We start from the raw sequence: 24,290 nt of genomic DNA on the forward strand, positions 1-24,290 counted from the left end.
CGACTCGACCCCGTGATGTTACCCAGCCGTAACCTACCGACGGGTTACCACGGGTAAGTGGCGGACCTTAATCTCCAGTTAACACGGGCCGACCGGACGCCCCTCCTGTCTTCGGACAGCGTCCGACCGGCCCGCTTCGAGATCTGGAGAGAAGATGACGCCCTCCCGCACGACTTTGCGCGCCTCGATCGGCACCGTCTCCGCGGCGGTGCTCGCCACCACGGTTCTCACCGGCGCACCGGCAACCGCCGGGGCCACGACAGCGGCATCCCCCACTTCAGCCGCCTCCGCCGCCACCGCATCCGTGAAGTTCGTCGACATCAAGGGCGACGGCGGAACCATCCTCAAGGCGAATGTCTTCACCCCCGCCGGCGCCGACGGGACCCGGCGGTACCCGGTCATCGTGCTGCCCACCAGTTGGGCGATGCCGCAGGTCGAATACATGGCGCAGGCCAAGAAGCTGGCCGACTCGGGCTATGTGGTCGTGGGATACAACTCGCGCGGATTCTGGCAGTCCGGCGGACAGATCGAGACGGCAGGACCCGAGGACATCGCCGATGCGTCGAAGGTCATCGACTGGGCGCTGGCCCACACCCCGGCCGATCCGCAGAAGGTCGGCATGGGCGGTGTTTCGTACGGTGCCGGCATCAGCCTGCTGGCGTCCGCGTTCGACAAGCGGATCAAGGCGGTGGCGGCGCTCAGCGGCTGGGCCGACCTCATTGGCTCGATCTACAGCGGCCGTACGCAGCACCTCCAGGCTGCGGCGATGCTCGGCGGCGCCGGTGCGCTGACCGGCCGCCCCAGCCCCGAACTCCAGGGCGTTCTCAAGGACTTCCTCACCTCGAACCTGTCCAAGGAAGACGAGATGATCGCCTGGGGGAAGAAGCGCTCGCCCGCCACCTATCTCGACAAGATCAACGCCAACGGTGCGGCGATCATGCTCGGCAACGCATGGGGCGATTCGCTGTTCCCGCCCAATCAGTACGCCGACTTCTACGAGAAGCTGAAGGGCCCCAAGCGGCTGGAATTCCGTCCGGGCGACCACGCCACGGCCGAAGGGCTCGGACTGCTGGGACTGCCCAATGACACCTGGACGAACACCAAGCGGTGGTTCGACCACTACCTCAAGGGCACGGACAACGGAATCGACCGCGAATCGCCGGTACTCCTCAAGTCCCGTTCCACCGGCGCGTACGAGGGTTACAAGAGCTGGAAGGATGTGCCGTCGGCGCACCGGAGGATCGAGCTCAACGACACCCGGCGCATTCACACGAATCTCGACTCGGGCGCGAATGGCGGGCTGATTTTCCTCTCCAGCATGCTGGACCAGTTCCTGAGGCTCCCACCGATGGCCTCGGTTCCGCTGCTGCCCCGTTCACTGGCCGCCGTCTGGCAATCGGAGCGCTACGAGACCGAGCAGCGGGTCCGTGGCACAACGCGGCTGCACACCACCGTGACCAGCACCGCGGAGAGCGGCACCGGCATCGCGTATCTCTATGACGTCGGCCCGCTCGGCCTCGGCAGGCTGGTCTCGCACGCACCGTTCACTTTCCACGGAAAGACGCCGAACCAACCGTTCGGAGTGGACCTGGAATTGTTCTCCACGGCCTATGACGTACCGGCCGGGCACCGGCTCGCGGTGGTCGTGGACTCCGTCGATCCGCTGTATATCGAGCACAATCCGATGGGCGCCCGGCTGACATTCTCTTCCCCGGCGGACGACCCGTCGTATGTGTCGGTACCGGTGCGCGACTAAGACCGGCGCATACGTTCCGCACGCAGATTTCGTACGCGGTCGTATGCGGGTTCTGCGCGGCCTGGGCCACCCGAGGCCCGGGCCGCGCCGCCCCCACCACCCCCACGCTTGATACGCACCTGACAGGCTCCACCCGGGCATCGCACCTCGGCACGGAGTAACGGACCCCTCACTCTCTGTGTATGGTCGGCACTTGTAGTGAGTTCCGTTCGGCGGGAACCCCAACGCCCTCCCTGCTCAGGAGACCTGCATGCCCGAAGCACAGGTGAAGCCGCGCACCATCCCCCGCCCGCGCCGCCCGTTATTCGCGGCGACCACCGGCACTTCGCCCGGCCATCCCTCCGGGCTGACCGTCGCCCCTGACCCGTTGCGGTTGACGATCGACAACGTGAGCGAGCATCCGGCGCCCCGCCGGGGCGTACGGCTCACGCTCAGGGCGCCGTACGGGGCGACCGAGCCCATCGAGGCCACCGTCTCCAGCACCCGGCGCTGCACCGTAGGCCTCCGTGAGGACCTCTCCGACCAGGCACGGGCGGTCGTGGTGACGGTCCGTGAGGCGGAGCCGGCCGAGGTGTGGGTGGCCCCGTGCGAGGCCGGTCCTCCGAACGAACCCGGTGCTCATATCGACGTCGGCACCGACCAGGGCACGACGCGGGCCGAGGTCTGGATCGAGCCGATCGGCGGCCAGTGGCTCCCGGCCGGCTTCCATAATCGGAAACTGGACCTTGTCCCGCGCCCACCGGTCCCGGCAACGCATCCGGAGACCCTTCCCCTCGATATCACCTCGCCGACCGTGAACGATGTCGTCATGCCCTCGGCCATGCCGCCGAACTTGAATCTCTTTCCCGGCGTTCACCTCCACGGTCCGGCCAAGCGGCCCCAGTGGAAGATGCTCAAACCGGAAGGGCGGACATCCGTCCGGCGCTGGTATCCGAGCGTGACCACCCTCCCGGACGGACGGATGCTCATCACCTCCGGCAGCCGGAACGTATTCCTCGGCAGGCCGGGCATCGGCAACGATCCGGGGGCGGGTTATTGGGACCTCATCAACAATGACTACGAGATCTACGACCCGGAAAAGAACGTACGCGGCGGCCGTGCGATGGGCAGGCCCTATCCGGACCTCATCGACGACGCGGCCCTGCGGAAGAAGCTCCCCCGGGCCCGGCTCGCCACTTATCCGGCCGTCTTCGTCCTGCCGAAGGGCGACCGGGAAACGGTGCTGGCGCTCGTCGAGATGAACCGGACCTGGCTGTACGAATACCTCCCCGACCGCAAGCCGCCGCTCAAGCGGGCACCGGGCTGGCGCACCATGGCCGGCCGCGGCTCGCGCAGTTATCCGACGGCCGGCTCGGCGGTGCTGCTGCCCTTCACGGACGGCGATGCCGCGATGCGGCTTTTCGTGGTGGGCGGCCAGCATGAGTCCCGTACCGAGCACCGTGCCACGGAGCGGTTCGGGGACGGCACCGCGACCGCCGAAATCCTGCGTATCGACACGGCGGAGTCGCTGACCAAGGTGGGCAACTGGCATTACACCAAGCGCCCGTTGCGCCGGCCGCGACTGTTGTGCGACGCCACCCTCCTCGCCGACGGCAATGTCCTCATCAGCGGCGGCGCGGAACAGGGCCGCTGCAGCCGGGGCAACAAGGGGGTTTATGAAGCCGAGTTGTTCGATACCGAGTCCGAGGAATTCCAGCCCGTGGCCTCCGGCACCACCGACCGCCGATTCCACTCGACGGCGCTGCTTCAGCCCGACGGGACCGTGCTCAAGGCAGGCAGCACCGGCGGATTCGAAGCGGAGCGTTACTTCCCGGCGTATCTGTGGCGCGGTCCCCGGCCCACCGTGTTCTCGGACGGCCGGCTGGCGCTGACGTACGACGGGGAATTCACCGTCACCGCCAAGGGCGCCAACCTGAGCCGGCCCCGGCTCGCGATCGTCCGTCTCGGCTCCCCAGCGCACGGCAGTGACACCGGCCAGCGATTCATCTGGCTCCAGGTGACCGGCTACGACGAGCGGACCGGCAGGGTCAGGGCAAAGGCCCCGAAGAACCCGGCGGCGGCACCCCCGGGGGATTACTACTTCATCGTGGCGGACGATCTGAAGGTGCCCTCGGAGGCGCGGATCGTACGGGTGGGCCCCGGGCCGAAATAGCCCATAAGGCATGATCGACGCCATGGGACATCCGCATCTGCCGACCACCGAGGCCGTCGTCACCGCGATCCGCGAGATCGCGGACGCCTACCGGCTGGAGCTGACCGTCACCGACGACATCGGCGCGGACCAGACCTCCCGCCGTACCGCGGCCGGTGCCTTCACGGTCCTGGACCCGGACGGCTCGCTGCCGCACGAGGCCTTCGCCGAACTGGGCGGCTCCCCCGCCGTCACCGTCCAGGTGTTCCCGGAGGACGATGCGAAGATCACCGTCGACGGGGTGGAGTTCCCGGACGTCCCCCGGGACGCGGTGCCGGCCTTTCTGCGGTCCGTGTACGGCGGGCTGGCGTATGTGAAACAGCGGGCCTTCCCACCGGGCCAGTGGCTGATCGTGCCGCTGCCGGGCGACGAGACGTACAAGGAGCTGATCTTCCGGGGCGGCCTCAGCCGGTGGCTCGCCCGCCGCATCCGCTGAGCGCGGGCGGCGCGCACGCTCAGGCGGTCGGCGGCTGGTGGCCGCCCGGAAGCAGCGGGCCCGGTTCCGCGGCGGCCACCTCGACGGCCTCGACCTTGGGGTTGCGCTTCTGGCGCTTGGAAACCCAGTTGGCGAACCAGGACAGCAGCATGCACAGCCCGATGTAGATCGGCGAGATGACCATGACGACGGGGATGAACGGCAGGCCGTAATTGAGGTTGGAGGCGATCAGCTTGCCGGCGTGCAGGAACTCGTCATAGGTGATCAGAAAGCCCAGCGAGGTGTCCTTCAGCGCCACCACCAGCTGGCTGATGATCGCCGGCAGCATCGCGCGCACCCCTTGCGGCACCAGGACATGCGTCATGACCTGCGTCTTGCGCATGCCCAGTGAGTACGCCGCCTCCCGCTGCCCGCGCTCCACGGAGTTGACTCCGCTGCGGAAGACCTCGGCGAGCACCGAACCGTTGTAGAGGGTCAGCCCGGTGACCAGCGCGGGCAGCGGTTCGACCTTCAGCGCCACATAGACGAAGAAGATCATGACGAGGACGGGCATCGCGCGGAAGAACTCCACCACCAGGGTGCTCACCCAGCGGAGGGCCCGGTGCTCGGAGAGCCGGCCGGTCGCGAGCACCGCGCCCAGTGCCAGTGACAGCACCGCCGCGTAGGCGAACGCCTTGAGGGTGTTGCCCAGGCCGCGCAGCAGCAGTTCCTGAATTCCCTCGTAGGTGAAGGGATTCCATTTCACGGCGACGAACTGGCCGGTATCGAAGAGCAGGAAGATGATCCAGGCGACCAGAGCGATGATCACGGCGCTGGCGGCGAGCCCGTAGAAGAGATGCCGCCGCCTGGTCCTCGGCCCCGGGATGTCGTAGAGGGCAGTGGTCATCGGGCGACTCCGAAGTGCTTCTCCAGCAGGTTGAACACCGCGCTGATGGTCAGGGTCACGAGGAGATAGCCGACGGCGATCCAGACGAAGGTCCAGATGATGCTGTAGCCCATCTCGTTGAGCGGCTTGTAGACGCCGAGCAGTTCGACGACGCTGAACGATCCGGCGATCGCGGAGTTCTTGGCGAGCGCGATCAGGGTGGAGCCGATGGGCGGGATGACGGACCGGAACGCCTGCGGGAGGACCACGTCGCCGAGGGTCTGCGGGAACGTCATGCCCAGGCTGCGGGCCGCCTCGCCCTGCCCGACCGGCACCGTGTTGATCCCGGAGCGCATCGCCTCGCAGATGAAGGCCGAGGTGTAGCAGCCCAGCGCGATGATCGCGAACAGTTTGAAGGGCAGCACCACCCCGAAGCGTGGCAGGCCCAGCACCACCGCGAAGAACAGCAGCGTCAGGGGCGTGTTGCGCAGCACCGTGACCCATGCCGTGCCGAAGGCCCGCAGGGATCTGACCGGCGCGACGCGGAAGGCCGCCATGACGAAGCCGAGGACGAGCGCCAGCACCGAGGCGTAGACGGTGAGTTCGACGGTGCCGAGCAGGCCGTCCCCGTAGAGGGAGAGGTTGTCGAGGAGAACGTTCATCGGTCAGGTCCTCATTCCTCAGCTCGCCGGGTAGCGGTCGACCGGCGGCGGCTTCGGTGCGGGCACTCCGGACAGGCCCAGCGTCGCGTCGTACGCCTTCTTCCAGTCGCCGTTCTTCTCGTCGGCCACCAGCGCGTCGTCCAGCGCGAACCGCAGCGCGTTGTCGTTGTGCGGGACCCCGATGCCGTACGGCTCCTCGGAGAACGGCTTGCCGACCACCTTCAGCTCGTCGGGCACCTTCGCGGCATAGCCGGCCAGGATCGCGTCGTCGGTGGTGACCGCGTCGACCTGGTAGGCGAGCAGGTTGTCCACACACACCGAGTAGGTGTCGTAGGCGATCAGGGTCGCCCTGGGGTAGTCGGTCTGGATGCGCTGGTACGGCGTCGAACCGGCCGCCGAGCAGACGCGTTTGCCGGCCAGGTCCTCGGGTCCCTTGATGTCGTTCTCGTCGGCGCGGACCAGCAGCGACTGGCCGGCCATGTAGTACGGGCCGGCGAAGCCCACCAGCTTCTTGCGCTTGTCGTTGATGGTGTAGGTGCCGACGTAGAGATCGATCTGGCCGTTCTGCAGGGCGGTCTCGCGGTTGGCGGACGCGATGGTCTTGAACTCGATCGTCTTCGGGGGGAAGCCGAGGGCCGCGGACATCATCTTGGCGATCTCGATGTCGAAGCCCGTGTAGAGGCCGGACGCCGGGTCCTTCTCGCCCATGTAGGGCTGGTCCTCCTTGGCGCCGACGATGAGATGGCCGCGCTTCTTGGCCTTCGCCCAGGTCGGCGAGTCGGGCAGCCGGAAGTTCTCGGCGACCGGGTACCGGGGCAGTTCGCTGCCCTCGGGGCCCTTGACCGGCGGGCTGCCTTCCCGGCCGCAGGCCGCGGCGGTCAGCGCGAGGGCGGTGAGCGCGACCGCCGCGAGGGCCCGGCGCAGGCGGGTGAAGTGCCGCGGGAGGCGGCGAGGGGAGTGACGAGGGAAGTGGTGGCGTGGGGAGTGAACGTGCATCGCGGCGCCCCCGTTCAGTGCTTGAGGATCTTGGAGAGGAAGTCCTTCGCCCGGTCGCTCCGTGGCGCGGTGAAGAACTCCTCGGGGGTGCGGTCCTCGATGATGCGGCCGTCGGCCATGAACACCACACGGTTGGCGGCGGAGCGGGCGAACCCCATCTCGTGGGTGACGACGACCATGGTCATCCCCTCCCGGGCGAGCTGCTGCATCACCTCCAGCACCTCGTTGATCATCTCCGGGTCGAGGGCGGAGGTCGGCTCGTCGAAGAGCAGCGCCTGCGGGTCCATGGCGAGTGCGCGGGCGATGGCCACGCGCTGCTGCTGGCCGCCGGAGAGCTGCGCCGGATATTTGTCGGCCTGGGAGGCGAGCCCGACCCGGTCCAGGAGTTCGCGGGCCCGCCGGGCCGCCTCGTCCTTGCTCTTCTTACGGACCTTGACCGGCGCCAGCATCACATTGGCCAGCACGGTCTTGTGCGCGAACAGGTTGAAGGACTGGAAGACCATGCCGACGTCGGCACGCATCTGGGCCAGCGCCCGGCCTTCCTCGGGCAGTGGCTTGCCGGCGAGGGTGATGCTGCCCGACTCGATGTCCTCCAGGCGGTTGATGGCCCGGCACAGGGTGGATTTCCCACCTCCGGAGGGACCGATGATCACCACCACCTCCCCGCGGCCGACGGTGAGGTCGATGTCCTGGAGGACATGCAGTTGCCCGTAGTGCTTGTTGACCCCGCGCATCTCAATCAGCGCTTCACCGGCCATATGCAGACCTGCCCACTCTCATCCGTACAGCGGAGAGCCCGCAACTTACCGGCCAGAAAGGGACAGTTCTCTACTGACACGCATGACACGCACATACGGGGTTATGTGAGGTCATAAGCCAGGTTTACGTATGCGGTTCGGGGGCGGCTCGTGGACGATGCACGTACGGTCCGCGGGCGGTTTCGGACGGTTCCGGGCGGTTCCCGGGTGGCGCTGGCGGGTGGCGCCGCCGGGTCAGCTCTCCGCGGCCTCCGCGTACAGCTGGGACAGCTCGGGCGCCCCGATGTCCGCCCAGCCATGGCCCGCCCGCACCACATCGATCTCCCGTCCCGACGCCAGCCGCACCACCGGCTGCCCGTTCGACCGCACATGCCAGACCGCGCCGCGCACCGTACGCACCAGGACGGTGCCGAGGTAGAGGCCCGCGTCGTTGCCGAGCCAGGGCAGCACTTCGGGGTCGTCCCGCCAGACCGGCTGCAGCTGGTCCAGCGCTTCCAACGACCGTACGGAGTCGTCGAGTTCGACTCCCGCGGCGTTGGCCTGGGCCCGCAGCAGCTCGCATTCGGACAGCAGCTCGACGACGCTGGCGGGGTCGGCGCGCACCGACTCCGCGAGGGACACCGGATGGTCCGCGCGCGGGCGCTTGCGCCACTTGTCCAGGAAAGACATGTTCATGGTGTGCAGGGTCCCACCCGCCCCGGGGGCGCGACTACAGGCGCGCGGCAGCACGGTGACCCGATCGTCACCTTGACGTCCCCTGGTGGCCTCCCTACTTTCATGGCGCTCGGCTCGGATCGAATCGGATCGCTGGATCCGCAGGAGCTCCCCCAACCTCTCGCGGGAACGGCCGGATCGCGGCTCAGCACCTGCCTGTTGACGCCATCGGGAGGGAACGATTCATGCCCGCACGACGACGGTTCTCGCGACGACGATTCTCACGACGACGGTTCTGGGGCACGGCCATGGCGCTGCTGGTCGGCGCGACAAGCCTGCCGACAGGGGCCGCGGCCGCCGTGGCAGCCCCGGCGGCCCGCACCGCTCCATCGACCTCATCAGCTCCTTCGACTCCCGCGACTCCCACGACTCCTTCGATGCAACACCCGCCCGGCCCGATGCCCTTGGCCCGGCTCTTCAACAACACGGCGATCAGCGACGACTCCAGACCCGGGACCGCCGATTTCGACGGCGCCGGCCATTCGCTGTCCGCACAGGACCTGGCCGCGGCGGGCTGGTCACGCGGAAGCGTCCTGGCGATCGACGGGGCACGGATCGGCTGGCCGCGCTCGGCGGCCGGCGCCCCGGACAACGTGGTGGCGGACGGGCAGCCGGTGACGGTGACCGGGCGGGGCGACGCGCTCACGTTCCTGGTCGCGGGCACGGGCGGCATCGACCCCGACGTCGGGAACGACCCGGACGACGGGAGCGCTACGGACGGCGAGAACGGCCCGGCGGTCACCGGGACCGGCACCGTCCGCTACCGCGACGGATCCCGCAGCCGCTACGAACTCACCGCCCCCGACTGGCGGTCGGGCCCCCTGAGCACCAAGGCGGTGGCGCTGCCGCACATCAACGGCGCGGGCGGCCAGACCACCGAAACGGCCCGGCTGTACGCGGTGACCGTACCCCTGCGGGCCGGGCGCGAAGTGGTGTCGGTGACGCTTCCCCCGGCCCCCGGCGCGGCCGGTGATCTGCATGTGTTCGCGGTGTCGGTACGCGACACCGGGCAGGGCAGGACGGGGAGTTGGGCGGCGAGCACGGCCGGCTACCGGGCCGTCGGGCCCTGGCAGGACCGCACGCTGCGGCTCGTCGTACACGCCGGCGCGGGCGGCCCGAGGGCTCGGATCCGGCTGGCGAACACGTTCGCCGCGGCCCCGGTGGACATCGCGTCGGCGAGCATCGCGCTCCAGGACTCGGGGGCGGCGGCGCGGACCGCGCCGGTCCCGCTGACCTTCGACCGGGGGCACACCGGGACCCGTATACCCGCAGGGGCCGAGGCGTTCAGCGATCCGGTGGACTTCACCGTGCCGGCCGACACCAACCTGCTGGTGAGCATCCATCTGCCGGGTACGGTGACGGCCGCGCCGGTGCACCAGGAGGCGACCCAGCTCAGTTACGTGAGCGCGCCGGGCAGCGGCGACCGTAGTGGTGACCGCGACGGCGCGGCCTATCCGGAGACCATGACCAGCTGGCCGTTCCTGACGGGCGTCGATGTCGAAGGGGGCCCCGGCTCGATCGTGGCACTGGGCGATTCGATCACCGACGGGGTGAAGTCGACGAGCGGCGCGAACCGGCGCTGGCCCGATGTGCTGGCCCGCCGCTTCCAGGCGCAGAGCCTGCTCCCCCGCTACGGCGTGATCAACCACGGCATCTCGGCGAACCGCATCGTCACCGACCGCTATCTGGGCGACGGGGTCAGCAAGGACATGGGCGGGGTGAGCGCCCAGCACCGGCTGGAGCGGGACGTACTGGCGCAGCCGGCGGCGCGGACCGTCGTCGTCTTCGAGGGCATCAACGACGTGCGCTGGGGCACCGAGGCGGACGAAGTCATCGGCGGTCTGCGGGCCATCGCCGGGCGCGCGCACGAACGGGGGCTGCGGGTCGTGGCGGCGACCGTCGCCCCCTGCGAGGGCTACACCGACTGCACCCCGGCCGTCGAAGCGCGCCGCCAGGCGGTCAACGCGTTCATCCGCGACCACGAGGGGACCTTCGACGCGGTGCTCGACTTCGACGCCGTCATCCGCGATCCGCAGCGCCCCCAGCGGATGCTGCCCGCCTACGACAGCGGCGACCATCTCCACCCCGGCGACGCGGGCCTCAAGGCCCTCGGCGACTCGGTGGACCTCCGGGCGCTGGTACCGGAAGGGAGGGGCTGAGAGCTCGGCGAGTTGACGGCCCGGCCCCTCCCCTCGGGCCTAGACCTCCAGATCCACCACCACCGGCGCATGGTCCGAGGCGCCCTTGCCCTTGCGCTCCTCGCGGTCCACATAGGCGTCCGAGACGGCCTTGGCGAACGGCTGGTTGCCGTAGACCAGGTCGATGCGCATGCCGTTGTTCTTGGGGAAGGCGAGCTGGCGGTAGTCCCAGTACGTGTACGGGCGGTCGTACTTGAGGGGGCGCGGTACAACGTCCGTCAGGCCCGCCTCCCGCAGCGCGGACAGCGCGGCGCGCTCGGCGGGGGTGACATGGGTGGCGCCTTCGAAGACGGCCGGGTCCCAGACGTCCTCGTCGGCCGGTGCCACGTTGTAGTCGCCGAGGACGGCGAAGGGGCGGGACCCCGAGGCGTCCTCGGCGACCGCCGCCTTCAGAGCCTCGAACCAGCTCAGCTTGTAGGTGTAGTGCGCATGGCCGACCTCGCGGCCATTGGGTACGTACACCGACCAGACGCGGGCCGGGCCGCAGGTCGCGGAAATCGCGCGCGGCTCCTCCACGCCCTCGTAGTGCGGACCGCCGGGCAGACCGGCGACCACGTCCTCCAGGCCCACCTTGGAGAGCAGGGCCACGCCGTTCCACCGGCCGCTGCAGTTGAGGGCGGCCTCGTAGCCCAGTTCGCGCAGCTCGTCGCGCGGGAACTGCTCGGCCGAGCACTTGGTCTCCTGGATGCACAGCACGTCCGTGCCGGTGCTCTCCAGCCAGGCCAGCAGCCTCGGGAGGCGGGCGGTGATCGAATTGACGTTCCAGGTCGCGATGCGCATGTCCGTAAACCTACAGCCAGGGTCTGACAGTCAGCCGAGCTCGGTGGTGCTGCCAGGTGTGAGCCGGCCGTGATCCGTCCCGCCCAGCTTGTCGATCATGGAGTCGTAGACCGGGCGGGCGTGGTCCTGGAGCAGGCTGTCGTGGATGTCGATGGCCCGGCGGGGCGCGACCTCGCGGACGTAGTCGATGATCTCGGCGACCTTGTTCCAGGGCGCGTGGACCGGCAGCAGCAGCGTGTCCACGCTGCGGCCTTCGGGGACGGTGAGCGCGTCGCCCGGGTGGAAGACCGCCCCGTCGAGGAGGAAACCGACATTGGTGATGCGCGGAATGTCCGGGTGGATGACGGCGTGCAGCTGACCGTGCACCTCGACCTCGAAACCGGCCGCGGTGAAGGTGTCGCCCTCGCCGACGGTGTGCACCCGGCCGGGGAACGCGGCCGAGATCTGGTCGGCGACGCTGGCCAGGGTCCAGATCTCGGCGGCCGGGTTGGCCTCCATGCCCGCCCTCAGCCGGTCCTCGTTGAAGTGGTCCATGTGCTCATGGGTGACCAGGATCGCGTCCGCTCCCACGGCCGCGTCATCCTCGCTGAAGACACCGGGGTCGATGACGAGCGTCTGCCCGTCCTTCTCCAGCCGGACACAGGCATGCGTCTTCTTCGTGAGTTCCATGGAGCCAGTTTGCCGCGCGCGGGCGGCGGAAACGGCGCGCAGGCGGGTGGGTTCGCTACCTGCCTCAGCGCGCCGACGGATCGGTTCCGCACCTGCCTCGGCGCGCCGGCAAATGGGTTCCGTACCTGCCTCGGCGCCTCACGCCTCCGGCGTCGTCTCCTCCCGTATGACCCGCTGGGCCACCGCGAAGGCCGAGTTGGCGGCCGGGACGCCACAGTAGACGGCGGTGTGCAGGAGGACTTCCTTGATCTCCGTCGGGGTGAGGCCGTTGCGGAGCGCGGCGCGGGTGTGCAGCACCAGTTCTTCGAGGTGGCCGCGGGCGACCAGCGCGGTGAGCGTGACGATGCTCCGGGTGCGTCGGTCCAGGCCCGGTCTGGACCAGGTCTCGCCCCACGCGTAGCGGGTGATGAAGTCGTGGAAGTCGCCGGTGAACTCGTCGGCCGTGGCCTCGACCCGGTCGACATGCGCATCGCCCAGCACCTCGCGGCGGATCTTGATGCCCTGGTCGTACGTGCCGCCGCGGGCCGCTTCCGGCTGGGTGAGCCCGGACTCTATGGCGGCGGGCGCCGACTGCGGGGGCGGCGGGGGCGCGATCTGCGGCTTGGGGGCGGCCGCGCCGATCGCGGCCGGCCCGCCGGGGCCCGGCTTGTCGTGCCAGGCGGTGGTGAAGTGCCGGATGAGGAGTTCGGTGACGGCGGCCGGCTGCTCGACGGGAACGAGATGGGAGGTGCCGGGCACCAGCGCCAGGCTCGCATCCGGTATTCCGGCGACCAGCGTGCGCGCGTCGGTCGTCGGCGTGACCTGGTCCTCGGAGCCCACGACGACGAGCGTGGGCACCCCGACCCGGCCGAGGGAGGACCGCACGTCATAGGAGGCGAGCGCCTCACAGGCGGCGATGTAGCAGCCCGGGTCCGTGGTCCGCACCATCTGCACGGCCCACTCGACGATCGCGGGCTGGGCACCCGCGAAGCCGCCCGTGAACCAGTGCTCGGGCGCGGTGCGGGCGATCGGGTCGAGCCCGTTCGTACGGATCACGACACCGCGCTGACGCCAGGCGTCGGCGGTGCCGTAGCGCGGCGAGGAGGACACCAGCGCCAGCGACGTGACCCGGTGCGGGCGGGTGAGCGCCAGCTGGGTGCCGATGGCACCGCCGATGTTGCAGCCGGCGTAGCCGAAGCGCTCCACGCCCAGACCATCGAGGGTGGTGACCAGCCGGTCGGCCAGCTCGGCGATGGACGAGGCCGGGTGGGCGGGCGAACCGCCGTGACCGGGCAGGTCGAAACGGATGACCCGCCAGTGACGGGTCAGCTCGGGGATCTGCCGGTCCCACATGTGCCATGTGGTACCGAGCGAGGCGCCCAGTACGAGTACGGGGGCGTCGTCGGGACCGTCAATCCGGTGCTGCAGGGTCTTCTCGCTCACCCGGCCACGCTACCGAACTATCTGACGCGGTCCTGACACCCGGGTCAGGAAGAGCCGACACGAGGCCGGCCGGAGCGTGCCCGCCGCCGCGCCCGAAGCGGGATACGTGCAGGTCAGAGCATCACGGTCGAGACGGCGTAGGTGACCGGGCGACCCGGCTCGTTGTAGCTCACCATGATCCGCTGTACGGATGCGCTGCCTTGCTCGTGATCAGGACTAGGGCGTCTTCTGGCCCATCAAGGCCGTGCTGGAGAGAGCGCGTCGGTATCTCGCTCACGCCCTGCACGCTCTCACATCTCACAACAGCCCCTATGACCGGGATCACGCCTGTATGGGTCTGACCAGGTGGAACACCTCGCGGGCGGCGTACACATCGGCGGCGGGAGGTTCCGCGCCGGGTGCACAGCGCAGCATGACCCGTACCAGGCAGCGTCGGCGGGCGGCGTCGGAGTGGTCCTCGTAGGACGTGCGGCCGTGCAGGACGCGCCGGTCGTCGATGACGAGGCAGTCGCCCTCCTCCAGTGGGATCGTCAATTTCAGCTCCGGGCGGGCCAGCACCTGGCGCAGCGTTTCGAGGGCCGCCCGCTGATGAGGCGGGATGGGTTCGCCGGTCAGTTCGCCGGCGGTCTCGATGCGTTTGAGGTTGCAGCGGACCTGGACGCGGCCGTCGGCCTGCTCGAACACCGGCGCCCACACGACAGGACTCTCGCCTTGGGGCGTGACGTGGCGACGGTCCACCGGGTACGGCGTGCTGAGCAGGTCCAGCGCGTGCGGCGACGACTCGCGAAGGATGCGGTGCACTGTCCAACCGTCCACCAACACGGAAGCTCCACCCCGCATGGCCTTGCGGTGCGTGAGAAGGGCGACGCAGTCGGGTTCCTGACCGAAGGGCTGGACTGCCCGGTCGTTGTGAAGGTGCAAGTAGCCGCGCGACTTGGAGGTGTAGGCGTTCTCGTGGAAGCGGCGGTCGTCGGTGTACGACGAGACACCCTCGTCCCGGACCAGCCAACCCAGTGAGGTGTCCGGGCCCCGGCCCTGCACCAGCGGCTCACCGAGGTGGCCGAGCATCGATGTGGCGAACTCCTGGGCCGCCCGGGTGCTCATGGTGCCGGCAGGCGTACCCGTCACCACGGCGAAGCCGCGGCCGTCGAGCACCTCGGTACGCAATCGGCGGGCCAGGAGGGCGTGGTCGGGGCTGTAGGGGAGGCGAAAGGTGGTGTCGGAGGCGAAGGTCTGCGGTGTCCAGCCGTTCAGGGCATCCCCGGTCATCAACATCCCCTTCCCGGATGCGCACCGGCGTCTCTCTCAGGGTAGAGGGCAGGGTGAAACGTGGAGAAGACCACAAGGAGGCTCGGATGCTGCGCAGGCGGCTGGGGCGCGGCGGTCCCCTGGTGTCGGCGATGGGCCTGGGCTGCATGGGCATGTCCGACTTCTACGGCCCCGCCGACGAGGCGGAGTCGACCGCCACGATCCACCGGGCACTCGACCTGGGCCTCACCTTCCTCGACACGGCCGACATGTACGGCCCGTACACCAACGAGGAGTTGGTGGGACGAGCGGTCGCGCGACGCCGCGACGAGGTGTTCCTGGCATCCAAGTTCGGTGTCGTACGGTCCGGCGACCGCCGGGCGCGACGGGTCGACTCGACGCCCGCCTACGCCAAGAGGGCCTGTACCGCGTCACTGCGCCGGCTCGGAGTGGACCATCTCGACCTCTACTACCTGCACCGTCGCCACCCGGCCGTCCCCATCGAGGACACCGTCGGCGCCATGAGCGAACTGGTCGCCGAGGGCAAGGTGCGCCACATCGGCCTGTCGGAGGTAAGCGCCGACACGCTGCGCCGGGCGTGGGCGACAGCCCCGGTCGCCGCGCTGCAGAGCGAATACTCGTTGTGGACACGCGGCCTGGAGCGGGAGATCCTGCCCACGGCCCGCGAACTCGGCGTCACGCTGGTGGCGTACTCGCCGCTCGGCCGCGGACTCCTCACCGGAACACTGACCGGCGTGGACACCCTGGCTCCCGACGACATCCGCCGCGACCAACCCCGGTTCCACACCAAGAACCTGGCAGCCAACCTGCGCCTGGTCCAACGTGTACGGGCACTGGCCGGGAACCTCGGCTGCACTCCCGCGCAACTGGCACTGGCCTGGCTACTGGCACAGCCGTACAGCGTGATCCCCCTGCCGGGCATGCGCCGCCGCACCCACCTCGACGAGAACGCCGCGGCGCTTGCGCTCACGCTCTCGGCCGAGCAGACACAACTGATCACCGACGCGATACCGGAAGCCTCTGGCGACCGTGCACCCGACCTGTCCCGGCTGGAAAAGTAGACCCAAGCAGCAGGCGGCGCACACTGAGCACATGTCAGCCACAGGGCCTCCGGACAGCACCTGCCTACGGAAGCACGAAAGCCGGTCGTGTCTCCTCCAGCATCTTCCGAATGCCGCTCCCCAGTCCTTTCCCCTCCGCGACGACGCGCTTCCTGGCATACTCCTGCGATCTCACGGCCCCTTTCCCGCCTACAACACCGTGACCGCGCAAGGAATTAAGGAATTGAGGCCCAAGAATGCACAACCAGAATGGCCCTCGTCTGCCGCATAACGTCCCCCGCCCGCTGCTGCACTTCGGCCACCGCACCCGCATCGTCACCGCTGTCCCCACGCCGTCGAGAACGGCGTGCCGGAGCACGGCAAGACCGCCCCGAGCACCGCGAACCAGGCGGCCCCGAACACAGGAACCCCCGCCGGCACCTGCCCGACAGGAGTTCCTCACCTGTCACAGCTGCCCCTACGACAGGGGCCATGATGGCGAGGGCCTGACCAGGTTGAAGACCTTTCGGGCAACGTAGTGTTTGAGGCGTCGGGCGATCCGTCCGCGCCTACGAGAGCATCATGCTGCCGCGCTCGATCGAGGCCGCGACGGGGAGTGCGAAGGGACTCGACAACCTCGTTCCCGCGACGGCCTCCTGAAGCGACCTGTATCCGACCGACTGACTGAGCAGGACAAACAGGTCAGCGATCGTGAGCCGCAGGCGTCGCTCCGGCCACCCCACGGCCGACGCAGCATGGGGGTAGGCGGCCAGGAGTCTGTCGAGACGTTCGTGTCCTGCCTTCTCGGCAAGCTCGGGCTTCGCGGCCCCGTTCAGCTCGGTCGTGTACGCCTACCGGCGGGGTTGGTGCTCTGATGCCGGTGCGGAGAGCGGCCGGCCGTGCGGCATCAAGGTGGTCGCGTGGACGTTATGGGTGAAGCGGCCGGACGGCGCCGACTACGACTCTCCGTTCATGGCCAGCGCGGTTCGCGCCAGCCCGCGCAGCCAGGCGTGGGCGTGGTCGGTGTCGTAGCGCTGATGCCACGACAGGTATATCGGTGCCGATGGCAGTTCGAGCGGGAGGGGGAGCACGACCAGGCCGAGGTCGGCGACCGCTGACCGTGTGGTGGCTTCGGGGACGCTGATCAGGAGGTCGGAGCCGCGCGCGAATTCCAGCGCGGCCGCTTCGGTGGGCGCGGTCGCCACCACGCGGCGGGTGAGGCCGAGCCGTGCGAGGGCGTCGTCGAGGGCGTTGCTGAGGTTTCCCCGTCGCGAGACGGTGACGTGCTCGGCGGCAGCGTACCGCTTTGCGGTGACGGTCCTGACGCGGGTGAGGGGGTGCCCCTGCCTTACGACGATGACGAGGCGGGTCTCGCCCACGTTCTCGGCTCGGATGTCCGGTGCGCTCGGGCGGTTGGCGTTCGCCTCCAGGTCGACCTCGCCGCGCCGCAACTCGGGGGTGTCGATGCTCGATTCCGCGACGAAGCGCAATCGCACGCCCGGCGCCTGTCCGCGCACGGCCGCGAGTAGTGCGGGGCCGCTCAGGGCGACCAGGGAATCGTGCCAGCGGAGTGTGAAGGTGCGCTCCAGCGTTGCCAGATCGAGTTCACGGCTCGGTGCCAGCACCCCTTGGACCTGGTGCAGCAGCTCGTGCACCTGTTCCCGGACGGCGATCGCGTACGGCGTCGGGGTCATCGTGCGGCCGGTGCGCACCAGGATCTGGTCCCCGGTCGTGCGCCGGATGCGGCCCAGACTCCGGCTCATCGCGGGGGCGGTGACGTGCAGGCGCGCCGCCGCCCCGGCCACACTGCCCTCCTCCAGCAGCGCGTCGAGCGCGGCGAGCAGATTCAAATCCAATTGCATGCGAGTAATCCTAGCCGTGCCTAACATGCATTTGAAGTCAATCAAGGGTCTGTATACCTTCGAGACCAGGGCGCTGAACCGAGCGAACAGTTCGACTCGAACGGCCTCAACACCCCCTACTCACAAGGGAGTTCACCATGTCCGAAACGGTTCAGACCACTGACGTCGCCGCCCTCGACGCCGACGTGCTCGCCCAGACCGCGGTCGCCGTGCGTGAGGCGGGTTCGGCGCTGCGCGAGCGCTTCGGCGAGGTGGTCCGCTATCAGAGTCGCGATGAGCTGATGCGCGCGCTCGCCGCCAACGACGAGATGGCCCTCGACATCCTGCGCCCCCGCCTCACGTGCGTGCGCCCGGACGCCGGCTGGGTGGAGGACGAGCTGGACGGCGGGGCGCTGCCGCCCGGCGAATGGTGGGTCGTGGATCCGGCCGAAGGCAACGTCAACCACCTGCACGCCCTGCCGGAGTGGGCGGTGACCGCCACCCTCGTGCGCGAGAACCAGCCGGTGCTCACCGCGGTCCACCTGCCGTTGACCGGCGAGACCTACACCGCGCTCACCGGCGCCGGCGCCCACCTCGACGGCCGGCCGCTGCACGTCTCCCAGAGCGCGGACCTCGGCCTGAGCATCGTGGCCACCAGCCAGGCCCGGCCGGACGAGAACGAGAAGGTCGTGCGACGCGTCGGCGCCTCGATCACCGCGATGCTCTTCGACGCGCTCGTCGTTCGCACCGCCGTGCCCGCGACCCTGCACCTGCTGAATGTGGCCGCCGGTCGGATCGACGCCTTCTGGCAGTTCGCCGGCGCCCGCGCGGACCTGCTCCCCGGGGCGCTGCTCGTCACCGAGGCCGGCGGACGGATCTCCGACGCCGACGGCCGCGCCTGGACCCCGCAGAGCGAAAGCTTCCTGGCCACCGCGCCCGGCGTCCACGCCGAGGCCGTCGCCACCCTCTCACGCTGACCACGCACCACAACCTGCACGCACGGAAGGACCGGATCATCATGACCACGATCGCAGTTCTCGGAAACGGCCGCGTCGGCGGCAACCTGGCCACCGCCCTCACCCAGGCAGGGCACGAGGTGACCGTCGCGGACCGCACGCCGGGCGCCGCCGCCGACGCCGCCCGCACAGCCCAGATCATCATCAACGCCACCCCGGGCACCGGCTCGCTGGACCGGCTCGTCGCCCTACGGGAGGAACTGCGCGACAAGATCCTCGTCGACGTCTCCAACGCCACCGTCGACGGACCGGACGGACTGCCCGCCGACCTGATCTACCCCGGCTCAAGCCTCGCCGAACAACTCCAGGAAGCGCTCCCCGAAACGCACGTCGTCAAGACACTCAACACCATGCTCTTCCCAGTGATGACCGCACCGGCCACGCTCACCCAGACACCGACCGCGTTCCTCTCCGGCGACGACCCGCAGGCCAAGCAGACCGTCGGTGAACTGCTCACCGACCTCGGCTGGCACAAGGAGTGGATCACCGACCTCGGCGGGATCCAGACCGCCCGCGCCACAGAGGCCGCGATCCTGTTCGTCCCGCACATGATCCGGTCCAGCGGATTTACACCCTTCGCGATCTCGATCACCCGCTGACCGTACGCATCGCACCGCCCCCGGCAGGCACACATCCAGAACGGCTACGACAGCGCAGCCAGGGCCGGCGATTCAGCGCCGGACGGCATCACGCTGCCGCTGCTCCACTCCTGCGACTTGCAGAGATGGGAACAGTCATTCCAATCCGTGTCGTTTCGCCAGCTCCAGGAAGGTCCTCATCATGTCCCTCGACCCCCAGATCGATGCCCTGCTCGACAAGTTGGCCGAAGGAGGCGAACCGGCACCGGAGAGTCGAACGGTCGCGGAGAACCGCGACCTCGTGAGCAGCTTCTCCACCCTCGCGGGCGACGTCGAGCCGGTCGGCAGCGTGCGCGATGCAGTGGCCGCCGCCGAAGGACTCGAGGTTCCCATCCGCATCTATGCCCCCGCCACCGTCCCCCGCTCCGGGCCGCTGCCCGTGACGGTCTTCTTCCACGGCGGCGGATGGGTGCTCGGGGACCTGGACAGCCAGGACCACATCGCCCGCATCATGGCCAACCGCTCCGGCACGATCGTGGTCTCCGTCGACTACCGGCTCGCGCCCGAACACCGCTTCCCGGCGGGGATCGAAGACGCCTACGCCGCCCTGACATGGGTCGCGGCCCACGCCGGAAGTTTCGGCGGCGACGGGCAGAACATCGCGGTGTTCGGCGAGAGCGCCGGCGGCAACCTCGCCGCGGCCCTCGTGCAGGAAGCGCAGCGGCGCGGGGGACCTCGGATCGCACTGCAGGTACTGGCGTACCCAGCGGTCGACCGGTTCGACGACAGCCCCTCCATGTACGAGAACGTGGCCGGACCGCTGTTGAGCCGCAGCTGGCTCGAGTGGTTCTGGGGCCTTTACCTCAACACGCCCGACGAAGGCACCGACCTGCGCGTCTCGCCGGCGCGCTCCGACGAGCTGGCCGGGCTTCCTCCCGCCGTCATCGTCACCGCCGAACACGATCCGCTGCGGGACCAAGGTGACCGGTACGCGCAGAAGCTCGCCGAAGCCGGCGTGCCGGTCACGCACCTCCCGATCAAGGGTGCCACCCACGCCTTCTTCTCGTTCACCGGGTCCGTGCAGCTCGCACGGGACGTCTTGAATCAGCTCGGAGATGCCGTGGCCACGGCGTTCAACAACTGACCCGCCCACCGTTGTGACAATCATCAGGCAGCGGCTGATCTCCCAGATCGTCGCAGGAACCCGGACTGCGTGAAGCGCCGACTGCATCGTCCGCGCCAGCGCAGCCGATCTCACGGCGCCGCCGCACCGGAGCGGTCCGGTGCGGCGGCGCCGTCTCAGGGCTCCGAGTAGAGTCCCGGCAGGAAGGACCCCGGCGGGGCCTCGCCGTATCACTCGTCTATCACACAGCCCCTATGACCGGGATCACGCCTGCATGGGTCTGACCAGGTGGAACACCTCGCGGGCAGCGTAGCGTTTGAGGCATCGGACGATTTCGCGGCGAGATCTTGCCCCCCTTGATGCGACGTTCGTAGTACTCCTGAGTCCGCCGGTCGCAACGCAGGCGGGTCTGCACGATCCGGTGCAGAGCAGCGTTGGCCTGACGGTCGCCGCCGCGGTTGAGGCGACGGTACTGCCGCGCGCCCGAGGAGCGCTCGACAAGGCTGACCCCGCACAGTGCGGCAAACGATGCCTCGCTACCCAGCCGCTCCGGGTTGTCCCCCATCGTGATCAACAGAGTCACGGCCGTGTCCGGCCCGATCCCCACCACTGCAAGTAGCTGCGGGGCGTGGCGTTCCGCGAGGCAGGTGGCGGTAGATGGCTGATGCCTCTTGGCCACGCCGAAGCCGTGGCAGGTTTGCCGGACGCGCCGCACCTGCGCGAGCCATGTGAACAGGTCGCCGCCCACCGCAGTGCGGAGCGTCCTGGAGGCCAGAGGAGCGATTTCCTCTCACTTCCCATCGGGTTGAGGACCCGCGTCCGCCGATGTCCTTACGGTGCTCTGAAAAGGGAGGAAAATCCTCCCTCTTCGGCCGGACTTCACGTACTTCGGAGGCGCCCATGCGCGCAGACGCACGGCACAACCGTGTTCGGATTCTGCTGGCTGCCCGGCAGTTGTTCGTACACGAGGGGCCGGACGTTCCGCTGGAGGAGATCGCCGGCCGCGCGGGCGTGGGGATCGCCACGCTCTACCGCCGTTTCCCCAGCCGCGCTGCGCTGATCCGAGCGGTGGCGGTCGACGTCATGGAGGCGTTGTACGAGGCGGCAACGGACGCAGCGCAGCGGGATAGCGATCCGTTCGAGGCCCTGCGCCGCTTCATGCACACCGCCCTGGACAGCAAGGCCGGAGCCGTCATGCCGTCGCTCTTCGGGCGGGTCGAGATCGTCAAGCTGCTCGACGAGGAGCGGGACGCCGTCGGCCCCCTCGGGCGTCTGATCGCACGGGCCCGGGAGGCGGGGCTGCTACGCGACGACGTGGTGACCGGCGACATCGTCTTCATGATCCTCCGCTTGACGCGACCGATGCCCGGCGGAGGGTTCTCCCAGGACGAGGCGCTCGCGCATCGCCAACTCGACATCTACCTCGACGGGCTGCGGCCTCCGGCAGCCGGGCTGCGCCGCGGGGGACTGCCGGAGCCCGCGATCTCAGCCGGATGGGTCCGGCACATCCGCGCATGGATGGCTACCGGCCGTCCAGCGGCCACTTCCCCTCCCCTCTCAAAGAGTTGGCGCGGCCACCGCGCCACACGGGCACGGCCCAGGCCCCTGAGCAGCCACCGATCGACCGGGCATCGACCGAACAACGGAGGACCGCAGTGACGAACAGCCCCCTGCCCACCCCCAAACTGGCCGGCGTCGCCACCACATCGCTGGGGGTGGCCGCGATACGCGCACAAGAACACAGCCGCCCCGACCGTCTCTTCGCCGACCCCTACGCACAGCACTTTCTCGACGCCTCCGGCGACGCCATCTTTGCGGCGGGAACGCAAACGGCGGCCTCCACACCCGAGCTCTTCACCTTGATGGCCGACCAAGTGGCCGTCCGTACCCGCTTTCTGGACGACGCACTGACAAGTGCGGCGCGAGCGGGAACGCCCCAGACGGTGCTGCTGGCCTGCGGCATGGATGCGCGGGCATTCCGTCTCGACTGGCCTCCCGCGACAGCCCTCTTCGAAGTCGACTTCGCCGACACGCTCGCCTACCGCGCGGCCGTACTCTCAGCTCACGACATCACCGCCACCTGCCGACGGACGGAGGTGCCGACGGATCTGCGCGAGAACTGGCCGACGGCACTCTGCGCGGCCGGCTTCGACCCCAACCTGCCGACCGCCTGGCTGATGGAGGGCATCCTCTACGCCCTGACCTCCCACGCCGCAGACCTCCTGCTCGAGCGCGTCACCGCCAACTCGGCTCCGGGCAGCACCCTCGCACTGGACCACCAGGAGGACTCCGCGCTGCTTCGCAGCGCCCGTGCCGCCCTCTCCAAGGAACTCGTCGACATCTGGCACGGTGGACCCTCGGAAGATCTCAACTCCTGGCTCGCACGCTACGGTTGGCAGCCCGAGGTGCACGCGCTGGAAGAGGTCACGACGACACACGGCCGCCCGGTGCCGCCGCCCTTCGACCCGCAGCGCCCCGACACCGGACGGAGCTGGCTCGCGATCGGCCGCCTGCCCAGCTGAGTTGACCGAGGCCGGTGGTGGCGAACCTCCCTGCTCCGCTCTCCCGCCCCTCCCGGCCCTCTCTCACCCTCTCCGGTCGCTCCCGCTCGTTCCAGTGTCGGCGGCCAGTTAGATTTCCCCACCCGCGGTCGTGTGGTGGGGAGTTATCTGGCCGCCGGGAACTCTCACTGTCAGTGACCAAGGTCAGCGTCCCGGCCGTCCGGCTCAGCCACTGCCGGTGGCGACGCCGTGCGCGCATCATTCCCTCTGGGGCTCGCTGCGCTGTGCGTAGCGCGGCCTTGGGGATCGACGTCGTCGGTCGTGGGGTGAGGCCCACGACCGTGTCACGCGAGAGTGTCGAGGATCCCGGCCACCTCACCGGGGCGTAGCTGGATGCCCATGTGGCAGGTGTTCACGGTGTGGACCTGGAAGGGGTTCTCCGGGGTCAGTGCGTCGGCCTCGGCGATCATCCGGTCTTGCACGGCGAGCGGGATCGCGCGGTCGCGGGAGAAGCGAATGTAGGTGCGGGGGATCCGTCCCCAGGTGTCCGCTCGGCCGCGGGCTTCGGTGGTGAGGACCTGTGCGGAGTCGGCGGGTTCGAGAAGGTTCAGAGCAGCCCGGAACTGCTCGTCGGTCGCGTCGGCCATCAGGTTCTCCTTGGCCGCGAGCAGGAACTGAAGGTCGGCCGAGTGCCAGTTGACCAGGGACGCGGCAACATCCTTGATCCCCAGGGTCTCCAGGTAGTCGGCGACGCTCGGCAGCTCGATGCAGCACCACGCCGAGGCGTACACGATCCGGCTGACCAGATCGGGCACTACGTTGCCCACGCCGGTGATGGTCGCCCCGCCCCGCTGGTTCCCGCCAGGACCACCGGCCCGTGCTCCGCGACCTGGCGGACCGCCTCTACGACGTGGTCGACGTTGTCCTCCAAAGCCACGTCGGCCAGTGGCGAGGGCTGTGCCGAGAACGCCTCCAGGTCCTGAGGTGCCTGGCAGGAGAGAGGGAAGGGAGCGCCTATGCCATGGCCCGGCAGATCAACGGCCAGCGCCCGGTGGCCGAGCAGAGCGAGCTGCTGGATGACCGGCGACCAGGAGGAGGAGTTGCTGTGCATGCCGTGGACAAGGACGAAGGTCGGCCGGCCGTCTCGGCGTGGTGTCCTTCGGTGGCGTTCCTGATGCACAGGGGATCCTTCCAGCGGGGAGAAGGGACCGATCACTCTGGCAGCGGCCGGCCGGGAGACCGGATGTCACGGCTTCGCCTAGAGCATGGCCTCCATGGTGAAAGTCGGGTTGAGCGGCATGGGGCCGAGGCCCTCCTTGCACTCGCCTGACGCACTTCGCGATCTTGCCATCCCGGCGCCAGCCCCGTCATCACCCAGGCAGCGGGCTGCCACGACAAGAACACCCCCTGTATCGCCCGACGAGGCTCGGAGATCGACTTGTGGAACGTCGCGTAATTCCCCACCGGCAGGGTCC

Annotated in this window: 22 protein-coding genes and 1 pseudogene; 10 read left to right on the top strand and 13 right to left on the bottom strand. The window is 69.2% G+C overall.

Annotation, left to right across the window (positions count from 1 at the left end; genetic code table 11):
- Window positions 1-154: 154 nt before the first annotated feature.
- The 3 genes from FCH28_RS15515 (at window position 155) to FCH28_RS15525 (ending at window position 4,383) form a co-directional block, all read left to right on the top strand.
- Window positions 155-1,756, top strand: a complete 1,602-nt coding sequence (locus tag FCH28_RS15515; RefSeq protein ID WP_136740443.1) for a CocE/NonD family hydrolase — start codon at window positions 155-157, stop codon at window positions 1,754-1,756.
- Between the two features lie 250 nt (window positions 1,757-2,006).
- Window positions 2,007-3,908, top strand: coding sequence for a galactose oxidase-like domain-containing protein (locus FCH28_RS15520; RefSeq protein ID WP_136740444.1), 1,902 nt, complete (start codon window positions 2,007-2,009; stop codon window positions 3,906-3,908).
- Window positions 3,909-3,930: 22 nt separating this feature from the next.
- A complete protein-coding gene (locus FCH28_RS15525) occupies window positions 3,931-4,383 on the top strand; it encodes a hypothetical protein (RefSeq protein ID WP_136740709.1) in 453 nt (150 codons plus the stop codon).
- A 19-nt stretch (window positions 4,384-4,402) separates the two neighbouring features.
- On the opposite strand, the gene FCH28_RS15530 is transcribed toward FCH28_RS15525, so the two are convergent.
- From FCH28_RS15530 to FCH28_RS15550, 5 genes are all read right to left on the bottom strand, one after another.
- Window positions 4,403-5,269, bottom strand: coding sequence for an amino acid ABC transporter permease (locus FCH28_RS15530; RefSeq protein WP_136740445.1), 867 nt, complete (start codon window positions 5,267-5,269; stop codon window positions 4,403-4,405).
- The gene (locus FCH28_RS15535; RefSeq protein WP_136740446.1) at window positions 5,266-5,910 is read right to left on the bottom strand and encodes an amino acid ABC transporter permease; all 645 of its coding nucleotides are present in this window, start codon (window positions 5,908-5,910) and stop codon (window positions 5,266-5,268) included. The genes FCH28_RS15530 and FCH28_RS15535 overlap by 4 nt, the downstream gene beginning before the upstream one ends.
- A gap of 18 nt (window positions 5,911-5,928) precedes the next feature.
- On the bottom strand, window positions 5,929-6,906 hold the full coding sequence (locus tag FCH28_RS15540; RefSeq protein WP_136740447.1) for a glutamate ABC transporter substrate-binding protein: 978 nt from the start codon (window positions 6,904-6,906) through the stop codon (window positions 5,929-5,931).
- 14 nt (window positions 6,907-6,920) lie between these two features.
- The gene (locus FCH28_RS15545; RefSeq protein WP_136740448.1) at window positions 6,921-7,664 is read right to left on the bottom strand and encodes an amino acid ABC transporter ATP-binding protein; all 744 of its coding nucleotides are present in this window, start codon (window positions 7,662-7,664) and stop codon (window positions 6,921-6,923) included.
- Window positions 7,665-7,898: 234 nt separating this feature from the next.
- Window positions 7,899-8,339 (bottom strand): DUF6278 family protein, encoded by a 441-nt coding sequence (locus tag FCH28_RS15550; protein WP_136740449.1) that lies wholly within the window; start codon window positions 8,337-8,339, stop codon window positions 7,899-7,901.
- Between the two features lie 287 nt (window positions 8,340-8,626).
- Between FCH28_RS15550 and FCH28_RS15555 the strand changes: the two genes are divergently transcribed.
- A complete protein-coding gene (locus FCH28_RS15555; protein WP_187363848.1) occupies window positions 8,627-10,537 on the top strand; it encodes an SGNH/GDSL hydrolase family protein in 1,911 nt (636 codons plus the stop codon).
- A gap of 39 nt (window positions 10,538-10,576) precedes the next feature.
- On the opposite strand, the gene FCH28_RS15560 is transcribed toward FCH28_RS15555, so the two are convergent.
- The 4 genes from FCH28_RS15560 to FCH28_RS15575 all read right to left on the bottom strand — a co-directional run bounded on the left by FCH28_RS15560 (window position 10,577) and on the right by FCH28_RS15575 (window position 14,716).
- Window positions 10,577-11,356 carry an exodeoxyribonuclease III gene (locus FCH28_RS15560; RefSeq protein WP_136740450.1) on the bottom strand — a complete coding sequence of 260 codons (780 nt, stop codon included), beginning with the start codon at window positions 11,354-11,356 and terminating at the stop codon, window positions 10,577-10,579.
- A gap of 30 nt (window positions 11,357-11,386) precedes the next feature.
- On the bottom strand, window positions 11,387-12,025 hold the full coding sequence (locus tag FCH28_RS15565; RefSeq protein WP_136740451.1) for an MBL fold metallo-hydrolase: 639 nt from the start codon (window positions 12,023-12,025) through the stop codon (window positions 11,387-11,389).
- Window positions 12,026-12,163: 138 nt separating this feature from the next.
- Window positions 12,164-13,447: a bifunctional 3-oxoadipate enol-lactonase/4-carboxymuconolactone decarboxylase PcaDC gene (gene pcaDC, locus FCH28_RS15570; RefSeq protein WP_136740452.1), complete on the bottom strand. Its 1,284-nt coding sequence runs from the start codon at window positions 13,445-13,447 to the stop codon at window positions 12,164-12,166.
- Between the two features lie 321 nt (window positions 13,448-13,768).
- The gene (locus tag FCH28_RS15575; RefSeq protein ID WP_169314166.1) at window positions 13,769-14,716 is read right to left on the bottom strand and encodes a TauD/TfdA family dioxygenase; all 948 of its coding nucleotides are present in this window, start codon (window positions 14,714-14,716) and stop codon (window positions 13,769-13,771) included.
- Between the two features lie 86 nt (window positions 14,717-14,802).
- On the opposite strand from FCH28_RS15575, the gene FCH28_RS15580 reads away from it, so the two are divergent.
- Entirely contained in the window at window positions 14,803-15,777 is a 975-nt protein-coding gene (locus FCH28_RS15580) for an aldo/keto reductase (protein ID WP_136740454.1), read from the top strand.
- A 935-nt stretch (window positions 15,778-16,712) separates the two neighbouring features.
- Here FCH28_RS15580 and FCH28_RS15585 read toward each other — a convergent pair.
- Window positions 16,713-17,618, bottom strand: coding sequence for a LysR family transcriptional regulator (locus tag FCH28_RS15585; protein ID WP_136740455.1), 906 nt, complete (start codon window positions 17,616-17,618; stop codon window positions 16,713-16,715).
- 137 nt (window positions 17,619-17,755) lie between these two features.
- On the opposite strand from FCH28_RS15585, the gene FCH28_RS15590 reads away from it, so the two are divergent.
- The 3 genes from FCH28_RS15590 (at window position 17,756) to FCH28_RS15600 (ending at window position 20,335) form a co-directional block, all read left to right on the top strand.
- The gene (locus tag FCH28_RS15590; RefSeq protein ID WP_136740456.1) at window positions 17,756-18,574 is read left to right on the top strand and encodes an inositol monophosphatase family protein; all 819 of its coding nucleotides are present in this window, start codon (window positions 17,756-17,758) and stop codon (window positions 18,572-18,574) included.
- Between the two features lie 41 nt (window positions 18,575-18,615).
- Window positions 18,616-19,212, top strand: a complete 597-nt coding sequence (locus tag FCH28_RS15595; protein ID WP_136740457.1) for an NADPH-dependent F420 reductase — start codon at window positions 18,616-18,618, stop codon at window positions 19,210-19,212.
- A 181-nt stretch (window positions 19,213-19,393) separates the two neighbouring features.
- Window positions 19,394-20,335: an alpha/beta hydrolase gene (locus tag FCH28_RS15600; protein WP_136740458.1), complete on the top strand. Its 942-nt coding sequence runs from the start codon at window positions 19,394-19,396 to the stop codon at window positions 20,333-20,335.
- 243 nt (window positions 20,336-20,578) lie between these two features.
- Here the strand turns inward: FCH28_RS15600 and FCH28_RS15605 are convergent.
- A pseudogene (locus FCH28_RS15605) lies at window positions 20,579-20,951 on the bottom strand (transposase); the annotation flags it as partial.
- Window positions 20,952-21,214: 263 nt separating this feature from the next.
- On the opposite strand from FCH28_RS15605, the gene FCH28_RS15610 reads away from it, so the two are divergent.
- A complete protein-coding gene (locus FCH28_RS15610; RefSeq protein ID WP_246102876.1) occupies window positions 21,215-21,973 on the top strand; it encodes a TetR/AcrR family transcriptional regulator in 759 nt (252 codons plus the stop codon).
- Window positions 21,970-22,836, top strand: a complete 867-nt coding sequence (locus tag FCH28_RS15615; protein WP_222852428.1) for an SAM-dependent methyltransferase — start codon at window positions 21,970-21,972, stop codon at window positions 22,834-22,836. The genes FCH28_RS15610 and FCH28_RS15615 overlap by 4 nt, the downstream gene beginning before the upstream one ends.
- A gap of 323 nt (window positions 22,837-23,159) precedes the next feature.
- On the opposite strand, the gene FCH28_RS39200 is transcribed toward FCH28_RS15615, so the two are convergent.
- Both FCH28_RS39200 and FCH28_RS39205 read right to left on the bottom strand, forming a co-directional pair.
- Window positions 23,160-23,642, bottom strand: coding sequence for a hypothetical protein (locus FCH28_RS39200; RefSeq protein ID WP_246102877.1), 483 nt, complete (start codon window positions 23,640-23,642; stop codon window positions 23,160-23,162).
- Window positions 23,630-23,926: an alpha/beta fold hydrolase gene (locus FCH28_RS39205; RefSeq protein WP_246102879.1), complete on the bottom strand. Its 297-nt coding sequence runs from the start codon at window positions 23,924-23,926 to the stop codon at window positions 23,630-23,632. The genes FCH28_RS39200 and FCH28_RS39205 overlap by 13 nt, the downstream gene beginning before the upstream one ends.
- Window positions 23,927-24,290: the final 364 nt, after the last annotated feature.

The sequence above is a fragment of the Streptomyces piniterrae genome, from assembly GCF_005048155.1.
Lineage (GTDB): Bacteria > Actinomycetota > Actinomycetes > Streptomycetales > Streptomycetaceae > Streptomyces > Streptomyces piniterrae.

Coding starts and splice junctions, on each gene's coding strand:
- FCH28_RS15610 (WP_246102876.1), top strand. CDS start 21,215: ATGCGCGCAGACGCACGGCACAACCGTGTTCGGATTCTGCTGGCTGCC.
- FCH28_RS15575 (WP_169314166.1), bottom strand. CDS start 14,716: ATGACCGGGGATGCCCTGAACGGCTGGACACCGCAGACCTTCGCCTCC.
- FCH28_RS15525 (WP_136740709.1), top strand. CDS start 3,931: ATGGGACATCCGCATCTGCCGACCACCGAGGCCGTCGTCACCGCGATC.
- FCH28_RS15565 (WP_136740451.1), bottom strand. CDS start 12,025: ATGGAACTCACGAAGAAGACGCATGCCTGTGTCCGGCTGGAGAAGGAC.
- FCH28_RS15515 (WP_136740443.1), top strand. CDS start 155: ATGACGCCCTCCCGCACGACTTTGCGCGCCTCGATCGGCACCGTCTCC.
- FCH28_RS15600 (WP_136740458.1), top strand. CDS start 19,394: ATGTCCCTCGACCCCCAGATCGATGCCCTGCTCGACAAGTTGGCCGAA.
- FCH28_RS15585 (WP_136740455.1), bottom strand. CDS start 17,618: ATGCAATTGGATTTGAATCTGCTCGCCGCGCTCGACGCGCTGCTGGAG.
- FCH28_RS15595 (WP_136740457.1), top strand. CDS start 18,616: ATGACCACGATCGCAGTTCTCGGAAACGGCCGCGTCGGCGGCAACCTG.
- FCH28_RS39205 (WP_246102879.1), bottom strand. CDS start 23,926: ATGCACAGCAACTCCTCCTCCTGGTCGCCGGTCATCCAGCAGCTCGCT.
- FCH28_RS15590 (WP_136740456.1), top strand. CDS start 17,756: ATGTCCGAAACGGTTCAGACCACTGACGTCGCCGCCCTCGACGCCGAC.
- FCH28_RS15560 (WP_136740450.1), bottom strand. CDS start 11,356: ATGCGCATCGCGACCTGGAACGTCAATTCGATCACCGCCCGCCTCCCG.
- FCH28_RS15540 (WP_136740447.1), bottom strand. CDS start 6,906: ATGCACGTTCACTCCCCACGCCACCACTTCCCTCGTCACTCCCCTCGC.
- FCH28_RS15580 (WP_136740454.1), top strand. CDS start 14,803: ATGCTGCGCAGGCGGCTGGGGCGCGGCGGTCCCCTGGTGTCGGCGATG.
- FCH28_RS15555 (WP_187363848.1), top strand. CDS start 8,627: ATGGCGCTGCTGGTCGGCGCGACAAGCCTGCCGACAGGGGCCGCGGCC.
- FCH28_RS15530 (WP_136740445.1), bottom strand. CDS start 5,269: ATGACCACTGCCCTCTACGACATCCCGGGGCCGAGGACCAGGCGGCGG.
- FCH28_RS15520 (WP_136740444.1), top strand. CDS start 2,007: ATGCCCGAAGCACAGGTGAAGCCGCGCACCATCCCCCGCCCGCGCCGC.
- FCH28_RS15535 (WP_136740446.1), bottom strand. CDS start 5,910: ATGAACGTTCTCCTCGACAACCTCTCCCTCTACGGGGACGGCCTGCTC.
- FCH28_RS15545 (WP_136740448.1), bottom strand. CDS start 7,664: ATGGCCGGTGAAGCGCTGATTGAGATGCGCGGGGTCAACAAGCACTAC.
- FCH28_RS15550 (WP_136740449.1), bottom strand. CDS start 8,339: ATGAACATGTCTTTCCTGGACAAGTGGCGCAAGCGCCCGCGCGCGGAC.